Origin of the sequence: Sphingomonas trueperi (genome assembly GCF_040545665.1) — a bacterium.
Taxonomy (GTDB): Bacteria; Pseudomonadota; Alphaproteobacteria; order Sphingomonadales; family Sphingomonadaceae; genus Sphingomonas; species Sphingomonas trueperi_B.
Map to the genome: position 1 here is coordinate 160,949 of NZ_JBEPMH010000003.1, position 14,474 is coordinate 175,422.

15 protein-coding genes are annotated in these 14,474 nt (G+C 68.4%); 8 read left to right on the forward strand and 7 right to left on the reverse strand.

All coding sequences use genetic code 11. The annotated features are described in order from the left end of the window. Positions 1 to 64: 64 nt before the first annotated feature. The gene (locus ABIC65_RS11525; protein WP_354308799.1) at positions 65 to 625 is read right to left on the reverse strand and encodes an AraC family transcriptional regulator; all 561 of its coding nucleotides are present in this window, start codon (positions 623 to 625) and stop codon (positions 65 to 67) included. A 255-nt stretch (positions 626 to 880) separates the two neighbouring features. On the opposite strand from ABIC65_RS11525, the gene ABIC65_RS11530 reads away from it, so the two are divergent. From ABIC65_RS11530 to ABIC65_RS11540, 3 genes are all read left to right on the forward strand, one after another. After that, positions 881 to 1,852, forward strand: a complete 972-nt coding sequence (locus ABIC65_RS11530; RefSeq protein WP_354308801.1) for a FecCD family ABC transporter permease — start codon at positions 881 to 883, stop codon at positions 1,850 to 1,852. Next, a complete protein-coding gene (locus tag ABIC65_RS11535; protein WP_354308802.1) occupies positions 1,843 to 2,622 on the forward strand; it encodes an ABC transporter ATP-binding protein in 780 nt (259 codons plus the stop codon). The genes ABIC65_RS11530 and ABIC65_RS11535 overlap by 10 nt, the downstream gene beginning before the upstream one ends. 82 nt (positions 2,623 to 2,704) lie before the next feature. Further along, positions 2,705 to 3,763 carry a hypothetical protein gene (locus tag ABIC65_RS11540; RefSeq protein ID WP_354308803.1) on the forward strand — a complete coding sequence of 353 codons (1,059 nt, stop codon included), beginning with the start codon at positions 2,705 to 2,707 and terminating at the stop codon, positions 3,761 to 3,763. Positions 3,764 to 3,772: 9 nt separating this feature from the next. On the opposite strand, the gene ABIC65_RS11545 is transcribed toward ABIC65_RS11540, so the two are convergent. The 3 genes from ABIC65_RS11545 to ABIC65_RS11555 all read right to left on the reverse strand — a co-directional run bounded on the left by ABIC65_RS11545 (position 3,773) and on the right by ABIC65_RS11555 (position 6,332). After that, a complete protein-coding gene (locus ABIC65_RS11545) occupies positions 3,773 to 4,567 on the reverse strand; it encodes a LysR family transcriptional regulator (RefSeq protein ID WP_354308805.1) in 795 nt (264 codons plus the stop codon). 155 nt (positions 4,568 to 4,722) lie between these two features. Further along, positions 4,723 to 5,127, reverse strand: coding sequence for a Co2+/Mg2+ efflux protein ApaG (gene apaG, locus ABIC65_RS11550; RefSeq protein WP_354308807.1), 405 nt, complete (start codon positions 5,125 to 5,127; stop codon positions 4,723 to 4,725). Further along, positions 5,124 to 6,332: a trans-sulfuration enzyme family protein gene (locus ABIC65_RS11555; RefSeq protein WP_354308808.1), complete on the reverse strand. Its 1,209-nt coding sequence runs from the start codon at positions 6,330 to 6,332 to the stop codon at positions 5,124 to 5,126. The genes apaG and ABIC65_RS11555 overlap by 4 nt, the downstream gene beginning before the upstream one ends. A 125-nt stretch (positions 6,333 to 6,457) precedes the next feature. Here ABIC65_RS11555 and ABIC65_RS11560 point away from each other — a divergent pair, with 125 nt between their 5' ends. After that, positions 6,458 to 7,762 (forward strand): phospholipid carrier-dependent glycosyltransferase, encoded by a 1,305-nt coding sequence (locus ABIC65_RS11560; protein WP_354308810.1) that lies wholly within the window; start codon positions 6,458 to 6,460, stop codon positions 7,760 to 7,762. Positions 7,763 to 7,846: 84 nt separating this feature from the next. After that, positions 7,847 to 8,962, forward strand: coding sequence for an NADH:flavin oxidoreductase (locus tag ABIC65_RS11565; protein ID WP_354308812.1), 1,116 nt, complete (start codon positions 7,847 to 7,849; stop codon positions 8,960 to 8,962). Positions 8,963 to 9,102: 140 nt separating this feature from the next. Here the strand turns inward: ABIC65_RS11565 and ABIC65_RS11570 are convergent, their stop codons facing one another. From ABIC65_RS11570 to recO, 3 genes are read right to left on the reverse strand one after another with little or no spacing between them, the layout of a single operon-like run. Further along, positions 9,103 to 10,203, reverse strand: coding sequence for a glycosyltransferase family 2 protein (locus tag ABIC65_RS11570; protein WP_354308813.1), 1,101 nt, complete (start codon positions 10,201 to 10,203; stop codon positions 9,103 to 9,105). Continuing rightward, positions 10,200 to 11,252: a 3-isopropylmalate dehydrogenase gene (gene leuB / locus ABIC65_RS11575; protein ID WP_354308815.1), complete on the reverse strand. Its 1,053-nt coding sequence runs from the start codon at positions 11,250 to 11,252 to the stop codon at positions 10,200 to 10,202. The genes ABIC65_RS11570 and leuB overlap by 4 nt, the downstream gene beginning before the upstream one ends. 58 nt (positions 11,253 to 11,310) lie before the next feature. Next, a complete protein-coding gene (gene recO, locus ABIC65_RS11580; protein ID WP_354308817.1) occupies positions 11,311 to 12,042 on the reverse strand; it encodes a DNA repair protein RecO in 732 nt (243 codons plus the stop codon). 85 nt (positions 12,043 to 12,127) lie between these two features. On the opposite strand from recO, the gene ABIC65_RS11585 reads away from it, so the two are divergent. The 3 genes from ABIC65_RS11585 to ABIC65_RS11595 are packed head-to-tail and all read left to right on the forward strand — an operon-like array spanning position 12,128 to position 14,464. Then, positions 12,128 to 12,910, forward strand: coding sequence for a prolipoprotein diacylglyceryl transferase (locus ABIC65_RS11585; RefSeq protein WP_354308818.1), 783 nt, complete (start codon positions 12,128 to 12,130; stop codon positions 12,908 to 12,910). Continuing rightward, complete coding sequence (locus ABIC65_RS11590; protein WP_354308820.1) at positions 12,801 to 14,243, forward strand: radical SAM protein; 1,443 nt, start codon at positions 12,801 to 12,803, stop codon at positions 14,241 to 14,243. Before ABIC65_RS11585 ends, ABIC65_RS11590 begins: the two co-directional genes overlap by 110 nt. After that, the gene (locus ABIC65_RS11595) at positions 14,240 to 14,464 is read left to right on the forward strand and encodes a hypothetical protein (protein ID WP_354308822.1); all 225 of its coding nucleotides are present in this window, start codon (positions 14,240 to 14,242) and stop codon (positions 14,462 to 14,464) included. The genes ABIC65_RS11590 and ABIC65_RS11595 overlap by 4 nt, the downstream gene beginning before the upstream one ends. Positions 14,465 to 14,474 lie beyond the last annotated feature (10 nt).

Here is a 14,474-nt window from a genome sequence, read left to right on the forward strand (position 1 = left end):
CCTGCCCGCCGAACATCCGGCAGCCCGGCGAGGGCCGCCCTCGTCTCGAAAAAATCGGCCGCGATCAGCCGCCCTGCTGCCACGCGCGCCGCCAGACGAGCGGGGTCGTGCCGACCAGCCGGCGGAACAGCCGGGTCAGGTGCGCCTGGTCGCTCAGCCCGCAGGAAAAGGCGATCTGCGACAACGTGTCGCGCGTGTCGCGCATCAGCAGCTGGGCGCGGCGGATGCGCTGGCGGATGATATAGGCGTGCGGCGTCTCGCCGGTGCTGATCTTGAAGGCGCGGCAGAAATGGCCGGTGCTCAACTGCGCCACCTCCGCCAGCGTGGAGGTGAGGATCGGCCCCTGCAGATAGGAATCGACATGCGCGGCGACACGGCGCAGCTGCCAGCCGGCGAGACCGCCCTTGGCGACGCCGTCGGCGCGCATCGGCCCATCCTGCAGCAGGTCCTCCGGCGCGTCGGCACCGGGCGTGACGAGCAGGCTCGACAGCCGCTCGAGATAGCGCCGGGCGAGCGGCGGGTCCTCGTCGAGCGACCGCATCGCACCCGCCAGCAGCGCGGTGAGTTCGGGGGTTCCGCCCGTCTGGGCCGGAGCAGCAACATCGATCAACGCCTGGTGGTACATGGTTCCATCCCGTCTTGCCGGGAGGACTGTCGCGCAGCCGGGGGCGTGGCGAAATCGAACCTCCGCACGGCAGGACATCGCTTTGATTTGGGATGGCTATACGAAGGTTTGGGGTCGCACCCCGCACCGCTGTTCCAGCGAGCAAGGCAAGGTTTCGGTAGGCGTTCGCGATCGGAATGCTATGGGCGAATCCATGTCGATCGCGATCGCCCACCCTGCTGCACCGCGCCCATGCTGCCGGCGGACCCTCGCCGCATGAACCGGGTCGCGCTCAATGGCGGCCTCTTGCTGCTGGTCGCGCTGCTGTTCGCCGGCTCGCTGATGGCGGGCAAGTTCTGGGTGCCGCCCGCCGCCTGGTTCAGCCACGATCCGCGCTGGTGGATCATCGCCGAGCTCCGCCTGCCCCGCGCGATCCTTGGGATTGCCATCGGCGCGGCGCTGGGCCTGTCCGGTGCAGTGCTGCAGGGCTTCCTGCGCAACCCATTGGCCGATCCGGCGGTGGTCGGCGTCTCCTCCAGCGCGGCACTCGGCGCCGTGAGCGCGATCGTGTTGCTCGGGAGCAGTGCCCCGCTGGTGCTGTTCGGCTGCGCGATGGCGGCGGCGTGCGGATCGATGCTGCTGCTCGCGGGGCTCGCCTGGCGGGCGGAGAGCGCGGTCGCCTTCATCCTCGCCGGCACGGTGCTCGCCAGCCTGGGTGCGGCGCTCACCAGCTTCCTGATCTCGATCGCGCCCAACCCCTATGCCACCGCCGAGATCCTCGACTGGATCATGGGCGCACTGACCGACCGCAGCTATGCGGAAGTGCAGCTGGCCCTGCCGTTCATCGCGATCGGCTCCGCGCTGCTGCTGTTCACCGGCCGCTCGCTCGATGCGCTGACGCTGGGCGAGGCGGCGGCGCGCTCGATGGGCCTGCGGCTGGAGCGCACCCAGCTGCTCGTCGTGCTCGGCACCGGCCTGGCGGTGGGGGCGAGCGTGGCGGTGACCGGGATCGTCGGGTTCGTCGGGCTGATCGTGCCGCATCTGCTCCGCCCGCTCACCGGCGCGCGGCCCTCGGCGCTGCTGTTGCCCAGCGCGCTCGGCGGTGCGGCGCTTTTGCTGGCGGCGGACAGCCTGGTGCGGCTGTCGCCCGGACCCAGCGAAGTGCGGCTGGGCGTCGCGATGGCGCTGCTCGGCACCCCCTTCTTCTTCGTGCTGCTCCTCAAGCTCCGGCGGTCGACATGGAACTGAGCGTCACCGATCTCGCGGTCAGCCTCGGCAAGCGGCGGGTGCTGCACGGGATCGACGCGGTGCTGCGGCCGGGCAAGGTCACCGCGATCCTTGGCCCCAACGGATCGGGCAAGTCGACGCTGGTCCGGACGCTCGCCGGGCTGCTCGATCCCGATGCCGGGCAGGTGAAGCTGGGCGGCAAGCTGCTCGCTCGGCTGGAGCCGCGCGAGCGCGCCCGCCGGATCGGCTATCTGCCGCAGGAGGCGACGGTCCACTGGGACCTGCGCGTCGCCGACCTCGTCGCGCTCGGCCGCCTGCCGCATCGATCACCGTTTGCCGGGCTGTCCGCCGAGGACCATGCCGCCATCGACGCGGCGATCGAGGCCACCGCAATCCGCCCGCTCGCCGATCGCCCGGTCACCCAGCTCTCGGGCGGCGAGCGCGCGCGCGTCCTGCTGGCGCGGGTACTCGCCGGCCAGCCGAAATGGCTGCTCGCCGACGAACCGCTGGCGAGCCTCGATCCCGTCCACCAACTCGACCTGCTCGATCGGCTGCGCGGGCTGGCCGCGACCGGCATGGGCGTGATGATCGTGCTCCACGACCTGGTCCAGGCCGCCCGCGCCGCCGATGACGTGCTGCTGCTCCGCGACGGCCGTACCGTGGCGTTCGGCCCGGCCGATGCCGCGCTCGCCCACCAGCCGCTCCGCGACGCGTTCGGGGTGGAAGTGATGGTGATCGGCGACGATCAGGGCCGGCTGCTGCCGGTCCCGATCGGGCGGGTGAAGACGTAGCGAAGCGCCCGGCTGGATAGAGCATGGCAGCGCACAGCAACTGCGGTTACCATCCACGGGACAATTGGGGGAGGAGAGGCAGATGGGCAAGGGATCGATCGCGGCAGGGTTCGCCCTGCTTTTGGCCACGGGCGCTCTGCCGGCCAGCGTGCACGCGCAGACGTCGACGCTCGACGTGCCGGCCTCCAAAAAATGGAAGCACGCACAGACCGGCCTGATCGTCCCGCAAGCGCCCGGAGGCCTGCCCCGCACCGAAATCACCAGCGAGGGCCAAGGCGAACTCGATATCGCAGTGCAGTTCGGCGATTCCAAAAAGACGCAGGCGACTCTCTACCTTTTCCGCCCGTCGCTGATGAGCGTGCCGGTGTGGTTCGACCGCGTCGAAACCCAGATCCTGCTGCGAAGCGCCTATGGCAACGCAGTTGCGGCGGACACGCCGAGCGGATTCGCCGTGCCCGGCGGCACCGCCACCGCTGCGCTTCGTCGAATCTACAAGCCTTCCACCCCACCCTATTCGGCCACCGGCGCTGCGGTGCTGCCGCTGGGCGATTGGCTCGTCGTCGTGCGGATCAGTTCCATCGACCAGGCGCCGGCGCAGCTCGATGCCACGATGTCGGCGCTGATCGCCGGCCTCGGCTGGCCTGCCATGTGGGCAAAGACCCAGCATGCGCCCGCCGCCGTCCCGATCCAGCCCTGTGCCACGCCGCTACGCTATGATGCCAAGGCGAAGATGAAGAAACCGGACATGGCGGCCGGATTGCTGGGTGCGACGCTGGCAATGATGGCATCGAAGCGGCCGGAAACGGAAGAGAAGGCGGAGGATGCAAGCCCAGCCACCTTCTGCCGGGACGGAGAGCCGACCAAGGAATTGGGGGTATATCGACATGTACCGGGGGATACCCAGGACTATGTCATTGCCCTTTCCGACGCGGGCCGCACGATCTCTGTGTACCCCGACCTATTTTCCGATGCGAAGAAGCCCGGCTACGCGGTCACGCTCAACACTCTGGACCAGTCCTTCGTCTACCCGGCTTTCGATCGGCTTCCGGAGCCGGCCAAGGTGCTGCAGGCTATCGACAAGACGGCGCCAATTTCATCTACCGCGCGCGACAGCCAGACCATCAACATTCAGGAACAATAGCGCAGCACTTCAGCCGCCGAGCACCTCGACCAGCGTCTGCACCTTCTTCTGGCGCCACTGCGGCAGCGGCGCGACCAGCCAATAGCCGAGCCGCGAGGCCTTGGGCTCGCCGACCACGGCGACGCGGCCGCCCTCGATATCGGCGCGTGCCAGCAGCTCGGGAACGGTCGCCCGGCCGAGCCCCTGCGCCGCCGCGTCGATCGCAAGCCCCGCATCGGCGACGCGGACCAGCGATCCGGCGTCCTCGGCCATGCAGCCGGGCCAGGAGATGCGCACGTCGATGCTGCCGCCGCCGGGGCGCTCGACCGTGATCATGCCGTCGCTTTCCAGCGCCTCGCCCTCATGCTCGCCGGGGCCCTCGCCCCAGCGGATCGCGAGATCGAGATTGGCTTCGGTGAAGTCGAGTGCGTCGTCGGCGGGGACCAGCACGAAGCGCAGGTCCGGATCGGCGCGGGCGATGTCGGAGAGGCGCGGCATCAGCCACTTGGCGGTGAGGTCGCGCGGCGCCGCGATGGTCAGCGACTTGGAGGACTGCCCCGCCTGCATCGCGCGCACCGCTTCCTCGAACTGGAGGAAGCCGTTGCGCAGCGCGGTGAGTCCGCTTTCCGCCTCGGGGGTGAGTTCCAGCCCCTTGGTGGTGCGGCGGAACAGCACGACGCCCAGCGTGTCCTCCAGCGCGCGAATCTGCTGGCCGACGGCGGCGGGCGTCACCGCCAGTTCGTCCGCAGCGCGGGTGAAGGACAGATGGCGCGCGGCGGCATCGAGCACGCGCATGCCGTTCAGCGGTAGGTGCGTACGCTTCATGGGTCAGATCCTCCCCTGCAAGGGGAGGTGGCAGCCCGCAGGGCTGACGGAGGGGTGTCCCCGGTTGCAACCGAAGACCGCCACCCCAGCGGTGACACCCCTCCGTCGCTGCGCGACACCTCCCCTTGCAGAGGAGGATCCTAGTACCGCGCCCCTCACTGCTCGCCCGCCACGGCTGGTGCAATCAGCGCGAAGCGCGGGATGGTGACGTCGAACGCGTCGCCGTCCTCGTCGATCATGTGATAGCTGCCCTGCATCGAGCCGGTCGGCGTCGAGAGCGGGCAGCCCGAGACGTAATCGAAGCTCGCCCCCGGCGCGATCATCGGCTGCTCGCCGACGACGCCCTCGCCCTCCACCGTGTGGCGCAGGCCCCGGCCATCGGTGATGATCCAGTGGCGCGTGAGCAGCTGGACGGCCACCGGGCCTTCGTTCTCGATGCGGATGTGATAGGCCCAGAACCAGCGGCCGCGGGTCGGCTCCGACTGTTCGGGCAGGTACGACACCGACACGCGGACGACCACGCCGCGCGTCGTCGCCTCGTCGGTGAAGAGCGCCTTCACAGCCCGGCGCCTCGCAGCGCCTGGTCGAGATCGGCGATCAGATCGTCGGCGTCTTCCAGTCCGACATTGATGCGGATCATGCCTTCGGCGATGCCCATCTCCAGCCGCTTTTCCTCGGCGAGGCCCGAATGGGTAGTCGAGGACGGGTGCGTCATCAGCGAGCGCGAGTCGCCGATATTGTTGGAGATGTCGATCAGCGCGAGCCCGTCGAGCAGCGCGTGGGCCTGCTTGCGGCCGCCATCCACCTCGAAGCTGAAGATCGGGCCGGCCGCTGCCATCTGGCGCATGAACAGATTGTGCTGCGGATGGCTGGGCAGCGCCGGGAAGTTCACGCGGGGCACGCGCTGTTCGAGGAAGCTGCCGACCTTCACCGCATTCTCGCTCTGGCGGCGGATGCGCAGGTCGAGCGTCTCCAGCCCCTTCAGCACCACCCAGGCGTTGAACGCGCTGAGCGTCGGGCCGGTGTTGCGGGTGAAGGGCAGCAGCGTGTTGGTGATGAAGTCTTCCGAGCCGCACACCGCGCCGGCGAGCACGCGGCCTTGGCCGTCCATCATCTTGGTGGCGGAATAGGCGACCACGTCGGCGCCGAAGTCGATCGGGCGCTGGAGTGCCGGCGTCGCGAAGGCATTGTCCACGACGGTGACGATGCCGTGCTTGCGGGCGATCGCGCAGACCGCCTCCAGGTCCACCACGTCCATCGTCGGGTTGGCGGGCGTTTCGAAGAAGAAGATCTTGGTGTTCGGGCGGATCGCGTCCTCGAACTGCTGCGGATCGCGCGCATCAATCGTGGTGGTCGTCACGCCGAAGCGCGGCAGCAGGCTGTCGGTCAGCCAGCGGCACGAGCCGAAGGCGGCGCGGCCCTGGACGATATGGTCGCCCTGGCTCACCTGGCAGAGCAAAGCGGCGGTCATCGCCGCCATGCCCGTCGCCATGGTGCGGCACGCCTCGGCGCCTTCGAGCAGGGCGATACGCTGTTCCAGCATCTCCACCGTCGGGTTCTGGAGGCGCGAATAGGTCATGCCCGCCTGTTCGCCGGCGAAGCGCGCAGCCGCGTCGCCCGCGCAATCATAGGCATAGCCCGAGGTGAGGAACAGCGCCTCGCTGGTCTCGCCGAACTCGGAGCGCGCGGTGCCGCCGCGCACCGCCTGAGTCGCGGGCTTCCAGTTACGGGTGACGCTGGGATCCTGTCCGGTACGACGCTTCATGGGCGCTGCTTTGCGGCGCTTGGGGGCGGTGCGTCAACCTTTGCCTTGTGCCAGGTGCCCTCTCTGCCTTCCGTTTCGGGGAGGATTTTGTTGGACGCCGCCCGGGCCTTCGCTACCGTTTCCCCATGCGCCTTCGCCTATCGGCTCTCGCCACTCGTCCCTGGCTCGTCGCCCTGCTGCTCGGCCTCGCCGCGCAGCTGCTGTTCTCGCTGCATATCGACCAGCCGGGCCAGATCATGTTCGACGAGGTCCATTACGTCCCCGCCGCCAAGACGCTGATCGAGCTGAGCGGCCCGCGCAACACCGAGCATCCGCTGCTCGGGAAGGAGCTGATCGGCGCGGGCATGGACCTGCTCGGCGACAATCCGTTCGGCTGGAGACTGATGCCTTCGATCGCGGGCACCGCGACGGTGCTCGGCATCTTTGCCTTCCTCTGGATCCTGATGCGCGGGCGGATGCGCGTGGCGGTGACTGGCGCGGTGCTGGCGATGCTCAACCAGAGCCTGTTCGTCCAGGCCCGAACCGCGATGCTCGACGTGTTCCTCGGCGCCTTCCTGCTGTGGGGCATGGTGTTCCTGCTCTGGGCGATGCACGGGTCGCGCACGCAGGTGCGGTGGCGCTGGTGCGTCGGCGCGGTGCTGCTGGGCCTCGCTACCGCGGTCAAATGGGCGGCCGCGCCGTATATCGCCGTGTTCGGACTCGCGCTGATCGCCGTCCGGCTGCGCGACGCCCGCCGCGCCCGCCGCCCGATCGCCGCCGCGTTCCTCTCGGTCGACCAACCGCACTGGCCGGGGTTGTCGACGCTGGCGGCGCTCGTCCTGCTCGGCGCGATCAGCATCCCCGTCTATTTCGCCACCTTCGCGCCCACCTTCTTCTACATGACGGGCGCGACCGACGGGCTGCGCGGGCTACTTCACCTCCAGCGCGAGATGTACGCGCAGCAGACCCAGGTGCTGCCCCATCATACCTATCAGTCCGAATGGTGGAGCTGGCCGCTGATGCTGCGGCCGATCTGGTTCTTCTACGAATGGGATCACGGCGCCCAGCGCGGCGTGCTGCTGATCGGCAACCCGGTGATCATGTGGGGCGGCCTGGTCGCGGTGCTCGCCAGCTATGTCCTGTGGTTCCGCACCAAGGCGTGGCGCCCCCTGGCGCTCGCGCTGCTGTGGACCTTCTCAGTGGCGATCTTCGCGATCATCCCCAAGTCGCTGGGCTTCTATTATTACTACCACCTGTCGGCGCTCTTCCTGTGCCTGGTGCTGCCGGTGACCTTCCACCAGTTCGACCGGCTGCGCGCCAAGGGGTGGGAAGAATGGTATCTCGCGCTGGCGCTGGTCTGCTTCGGCTATTTCTACCCGATCCTCTCCGCCGCGCCGCTCAACGACACGCAGAGCTACATCCACTGGATGTGGTTCCCGAGCTGGCGATAAATTGCCGGGCACCCCTGCGACCATCTTGATCCGCACGCGGCAGTCGCTAGCTTGACTTCAGTTTCAAACGGCAACGGAGTTCCCATGACCGCGTCGACCGACGTCCTGTTTCGTCCGTTCCGCATCAAGTCGCTCGATCTGCCCAACCGGATCGTGATGGCGCCGATGACGCGGACCTTCGCGCCCGAGGGCATTCCCGGCGCGACCAACGCCGCCTATTATCGCCGCCGTGCCGAGGGCGGCGTCGGCCTGATCCTCTCCGAGGGCACGGTGATCGACCGCCCGGCCTCCCGCAATCACCCGAACATTCCCTTCTTCCACGGCGACGCAGCGCTTGCCGGCTGGAAGACGGTGATCGACGAAGTCCATGCCGCGGGCGGCAAGATGGCACCGCAGATCTGGCACACCGGCTCGACCAAGGCCCAGACCGACTGGGTGCCGTCGGTCGACGTCGAGAGCCCCTCGGGCGTGGTCGCGCCGGGCAAGCCGCGCGGCGTGGCGATGTCCGAGCAGGACATCGAGGCGACGATCGCCGCCTTCGCCAAGGCAGCGGCGGATGCCAAGCGGCTGGGCTTCGACACGGTCGAGATCCACGGCGCGCATGGCTATCTGATCGACCAGTTCTTCTGGGAGGGCACCAACACCCGCGAGGACGGCTATGGCGGCGCGACCCTGTCCGAGCGGTCGCGCTTCGCGGTCGAGGTGGTCAAGGCCGTCCGCGCGGCGGTGGGGCCGGACTTCCCCGTCATCCTGCGCCTCAGCCAGTGGAAGCAGCAGGACTATAGCACCCGTCTGGCCACCACGCCCGACGAAATGGCCGCTTGGCTGCAGCCGCTGGTCGATGCCGGGGCGGACGTGCTGCACTGCTCGCAGCGCCGCTTCTGGGAGCCCGAGTTCCCCGAGATCGACGGCGAGAACGGCCTCAACTTCGCCGGCTGGGCGAAGAAGCTCACCGGTGCCGCTACGATCAGCGTCGGCTCGGTCGGACTCTCGGGCGAATTCATCGCGGCGTTCGGCGGCGAGACCTCCGAGCACAGCGATCTCGACAAGCTGGTCGAGCGGATGGAGCGCGACGAGTTCGATCTGATCGCGGTGGGCCGCGCGCTGATCAGCAATCCGGACTGGGCGAAGAAGGTCCAAGCGGGCGCGGGCGAGGAACTGCAGGGCTTCAGCCCGGCGGCGCTGGCCGAGCTGGTGTAAGGATTGACCAGCTTCAGCCCCTCCCCTTCAGGGGAGGGGTTGGGGTGGGGCTTTGTCTCACAGAGACCAACCAGCGTTCTGGAATCCCTCCACCCCCAAACCCCTCCTCCAAGGAGGAGGGGCTAGAAATTACTCCGGACTCAGTACCGCCCCCACACGAACCGCGACGACAGCGCGAAATTCCACACCGCCGCGACCGCGATCCCCGCCAGCGCCGAGAGCCGCCAGTCACCATGCTGGACGTTGTGGAGGAACGCCGCGAGCCCGACATTGGCCGCCGCCCCCACCGCGCAGACCAGGCAGAAGCTCACCCAGCCGCCCAGCAGCGCCGCGCCCTTCAGCCGCCGCTCGCGATAGGTCAGCGCGTTGTTGAGCAGATAGTTGAACGTCATCGCCACGATCGTCGCGACGATGGTGCCGGTCACGAACGGCAGCCCGCCGATCCGGAACAGCAGGAACAGCACCGCCAGATGCACCGCCGCCCCCATCGCGCCGATCGCCGAGAACATCGCGAAGCGCACCGGCACGACCTTGCCGAACATGCGGTCGTACAGCGCGATCAGATATTCCATCGCCACGACGTAATCGAGCTTGCTCTCGCCCTCGGTGCGGACGCGGAAGGTGTAGGGCAGTTCGCGGAAGCGGAGCGGCTTCGGGCTCGCGGTCATGATGTCGAGCAGGATCTTGAAGCCGATGCCCGAGAGAACCGGCACCAGTCCGCGTGCGATTTCGCTGCGGATCATGAAGAAGCCGCTCATCGGATCGGTCAGGTCGGCCTTGAGCACCTTGCGCGACAGCCTGGTCGCGAAGGCCGATTTGGCGACGCGCTCGCTGTCCCACTCGCCGGTGCAGCCGCCTTCGCAGAAGCGCGAGCCGATCACCACGTCGAGGTTCGCATCAGCCTGCAGCGCATCGAGCATCTTGGGCAGCAGCGTCTCGTCATGCTGCAGGTCGCCGTCGATCACCGCGACGCAGGGCGCGGCGGTGGCGCACATGCCCTCGATGCAAGCGGAGGACAGCCCACGCCGCCCGATCCGCTGGATCACGCGCACGCGCGAATCCTCTCGGCCGATCGCGCGCGCAGCGTCGGCGGTCCCATCGGGGCTGTCGTCGTCGACGAAGATCGCTTCCCAGGCGCGGCCGGCAAGGGCCGCGTCCAGCTTGGCGATCAGGAGGGGAACATTGGCGCGTTCGTTAAAGGTGGGGATAACGACCGCAAGTTCGAGCAGGGTTTCGCTCACTGAAGCTCCAGCAGCACCGCGTCCCCCATGGCCGCAGTAGAAAGAGTACCCCCGAGATCGGCCGTCCGCGCGCCCTTGGCGAGCGCTGCGGCAACCGCTTTTTCTATGCGTTGCGCCGAGGCTTCGTCGCCCAGCGAGTGCCGCAGCAGCATGGCTGCGGAAAGGATGGCGGCGCAGGGATTGGCCTTGCCCTGGCCGGCGATATCCGGTGCGCTGCCGTGAATCGGCTCGTACATGCCGTTCGCGCCCGACCAGGCGGCGAGCGAGGCCGAAGGCAGCATGCCGATCGAGCCGGCGCACATGCTCGCCTGGTCGGAGAGGATGTCGCCGAACAGGTTGCCGGTGACGATCACGTCGAACGTCGCCGGCGCGCGCACCAGCTGCATCGCGGCATTGTCGACATACATATGGGTCAGCTCGACCTCGGGATAGTCCGCGGCCATCGCGGTGACGACGTCGCGCCACAGCTGCGAGGTTTCGAGCACGTTCGCCTTGTCGACCGAGCAGAGCTTCTTGCGGCGACGCTTGGCCATCTCGAAACCGACACGGGCGATGCGAGTCACTTCCGCCTCGTCATAGCTCATCACGTCATAGCCCTGGCGCAGGCCGTCGGGCGTGGTGCGGTGGCCCTTCTCGCCGAAATAGATGTCGCCGATCAGCTCGCGGACGATGACGATGTCGAGGCCGTTCACCACCTCCGGCTTGAGCGGCGAAGCGTCTTCCAGGCCGGGAAACAGCGTCGCCGGTCGCAGATTGGCGAACAGGCCGAGCGCCTTGCGGATGCCGAGCAGCGCGGCTTCGGGGCGCAGATGCCGCTCCAGCTTCTCGAAGCGCGGATCGCCGATCGCGCCGAACAGCACCGCGTCGGCGCGCTTGGCGAGCGCCAGCGTGTCGTCCGGCAGCGGGTGGCCGGCGGCGAGATAGCCGGCGCCGCCGACCGGCGCTTCCTCGAAGCTGAGGCCGAGATCCAGCGCCTCGAGCACCCGGCGCGCCTCGCGCGTCACCTCGGGGCCGATCCCGTCACCCGGCAGTACAGCAATCAACGGCATTCCGATCCCCACGCTGGCAGCATGTCCTGAGAGGCGCGCTTAGCCGCCCTGGGGGCCTTCATGCAACCGCCCGCAACAATCGGTCCACCAGGCGGGCGCGCGCCGCCATCAGATCGGCACCCCGGCCGATCAGCAGGTCCCGCGCCAGGAAGTGGCCGGTGAGCCGCAGGCCGGCGAGGATGTCCTCCCAGTCCGCCGCACCGCCTGCGGTGAGGAAAGCGGGCAGCGCGAGCAGGCGATTCTCATAGCCGAGCGCCCCTGCCCGGCTCACCGCGATGCCGCTCTTGGGACTGACAAAAGCAAGGTCTTCGCTCGTACCCGTTGCCGCACAGCGTTCCAGATCGAGACCGAAGCCGAGTTCGGCGAGCAGCAGCAGTTCGTAGCGCACCAGCGCGACCGCCCAGCCGCGGGCAGCGGGGGCGGCCTCGATCGCGTCGAGCACGCCGCCCAGCGCGGCATGGAGTCGGGGATAGGGCAAGCCTTCCGGCAGCGTCGCGGCGGTGAGCGCGGTCACCCAGGCGAGCGCGGCGGCGGGCAGCGGCTCACCGAACATCGGCGCGCGGCTGTGGAGCAGTTCGACGGTGAGCCCCGCCAGTTGCTCTTCGGTCCGGGCGCGCCATTCGCCCTGGATGAGGTTTGCCGGTTGCAGCACCGGCCGCAGCGCCCGCGATCGGCCGCCGCGGACATAGCCGGGCTGGACGCCGTCGCTTTCGGTCAGCGCCCGCACGATCGCGCCGTGTTCGCCGTGCGCGCGAACGCTGAGCAGGATGGCTTCGGCGCGAAGATGCATCGCCGCGATGTAGGGTGTGCGCGGCGGAAAGGGAAATGCGGGGGCACGCTTCCGATCGCGTGGAAGCGCGGCTAGCTTCACGCCGATGCTCCATCTGCCCACCGCCCCCTGGTTGCATTATCTCGGTGACGCAGCAGCCTGGCTTGCGGCGGCGGCCGGCGGGCGCTGGGTATACCGGCAGCGGCGCACCAGCGTGGAGGGGCTCGCCCGGCAGACCGACCCCAGCTATTTCGTCACGCTCGCGATCGGCGGTGCGGTGGGCGCCTGGCTGCTGGGATCGCTCAATACCCTGCACGATGCGCGGCCGGTCCTGTCCCACTCGATCGCCGGCGCGCTGGCGGGCGCGATCGTCGCGGTCGAGATCTGGAAGCAGGTGCGCGGGGTCCGCGGCTCGACCGGCGGGCCGTTCGTGGTGCCGCTGGTGCTGGGCATCATCGTCGGGCGCTGGGGCTGCCTGTTCGCGGGGCTGGCCGACCAGACCTACGGCGCGCCCACCGCGCTGCCCTGGGGCATCGAGCTTGGCGACGGCATCGCCCGCCACCCGGTGCAGCTCTACGAATCGCTGTCGATCGCGCTGTTTCTGCTCTTCTATGTCCGCGCGCTGCGCGCCGGCCGCGCCTGGGCGACGGAGCATGGCTTCCACGCCTTCGTGCTGGCCTATGCCGTGCAGCGCTTCGCCTGGGAATTCCTTAAGCCCTATCCGCGCGTGATCGGGCCGCTCAACGTCTTCCACCTCACGATGCTGGGATTGTGCCTCTATGCCCTTGTCTGGATCCTCCGCGGCAACCGCGCTGGCCGCGCCGCCGCGCAAGGCGGCGCCCTATCTGTTCCACGGGCAGACGAGCAGCCTGTGCGAGACCTGCCTTGAGGTGATCCCCGCCAAGGTGATCGTCGAGGAAGAGCGCGTCTATTATCTCAAGCGCTGCCGCAGCCACGGCGTGCAGAAGACGCTGATCAGCGACGATCTCGCCTATTGGCGCGCGCAGAAGGACTGGCTGAAGCCCGGCGACCGCCCGCTCGCCACCCAGACCCGCACCGAGGCGGGCTGCCCGTTCGATTGCGGGCTGTGCCCCGATCACGAGCAGCATAGCTGCCTGGCGATCATAGAGATCAATTCGGCCTGCAACCTTGCCTGCCCGGTATGCTTCGCCGATGCCGAGGATCTGCACGGCGCCCATCTGCCGCTGGCGACGATCGAGGCGATGCTCGACGCACTGGTCGCCAGCGAGGGCGAGCCCGATCTGGTGCAACTCTCGGGCGGCGAGCCGACGCTGCACCCGCAATTCTTCGAGATCCTGGATGCGGTGAAGCGCCGCCCGATCCGCCATGTGATGATCAACACCAACGGTGTGCGCATCGCGCAGGACCTGTCCTTCGTCGCCCGACTGGCCGGCTACAAGCCGGCGCTGGAAGTCTATCTCCAGTTCGACAGCCTGGACGACGAGGCGCTGATGGACCTGCGCGGCGCCCGGCTCGCCCGCGTGCGACAGGCGGCGCTGGAAGCGCTGGAGCGGGCGGACCTGTCCACCACGCTGGTCGCGGTGGTCAAGCGCGGGGTGAACGATGGCGAGATCGGTCGGATCGTCCAGCATGCGCTGGAATGGGCGTGCGTGCGCGGCGTCACCTTCCAGCCGGTGCAGGATGCCGGCCGCAACGAGGGGTTCGACGCCAAGGCCAACCGGATGCTGCTCACCCAGATCCGCCGCGAGGTGGTGAAGGCCGGCGTCTTCGCTGCCGAGGACATGATCCCGCTGCCATGCAACCCGGACCAGATCTGCATCGGGTACGGCCTGCGCAATGGCAGGTCGGTCACCCCGGTCACGTCGCTGCTGCCGCGCGAACTGATCCTGCAGGGGCCGAACACGGTGAGCTACGAGGCCTATCCGAAGCTACGGGAGGCGGTGCTTGACCTGCTGAGCCTCGCTACCGCCCAGTGCAATACCGAGGAGAAGCTGGCCGATCTGCTCTGCTGCCTGCCCCAGGCGCTGGTCCCGCAGGAGATAACCTATGCGAACAGCTTCCGCGTGGTGATCCAGCAATTCCTCGATCGCTACAATTTCGATCTCGGCACGGTGAAGCGCAGCTGCGTGCATTTCGTGACGCCGCAAGGGCAGATCATACCGTTCGACACGTACAATACATTCTACCGCCCGGGCGCCGAGGGCGCGGGCGTACTCGCACGGGGGAGGGCGATGGCATGAAACGGTTTTTCGGGGGATTGCTGATCGGCATCGGCATTCTGACGATGACCACCAGCGGGCTCTGCTCGCTCGCGGCTATCGTGATGGCAATGCCCATGCTTTTTCAGACGCCAGTGATGCTCTGGATCATGGCATTGGGCGGGATTCCCTTTGCGGCCGGGTTCGGCCTGCTGACGCTCGGCCGCCGACTGCTTCGACAACCCAATGGGTATGAAGAATAGCCGCCCGCCC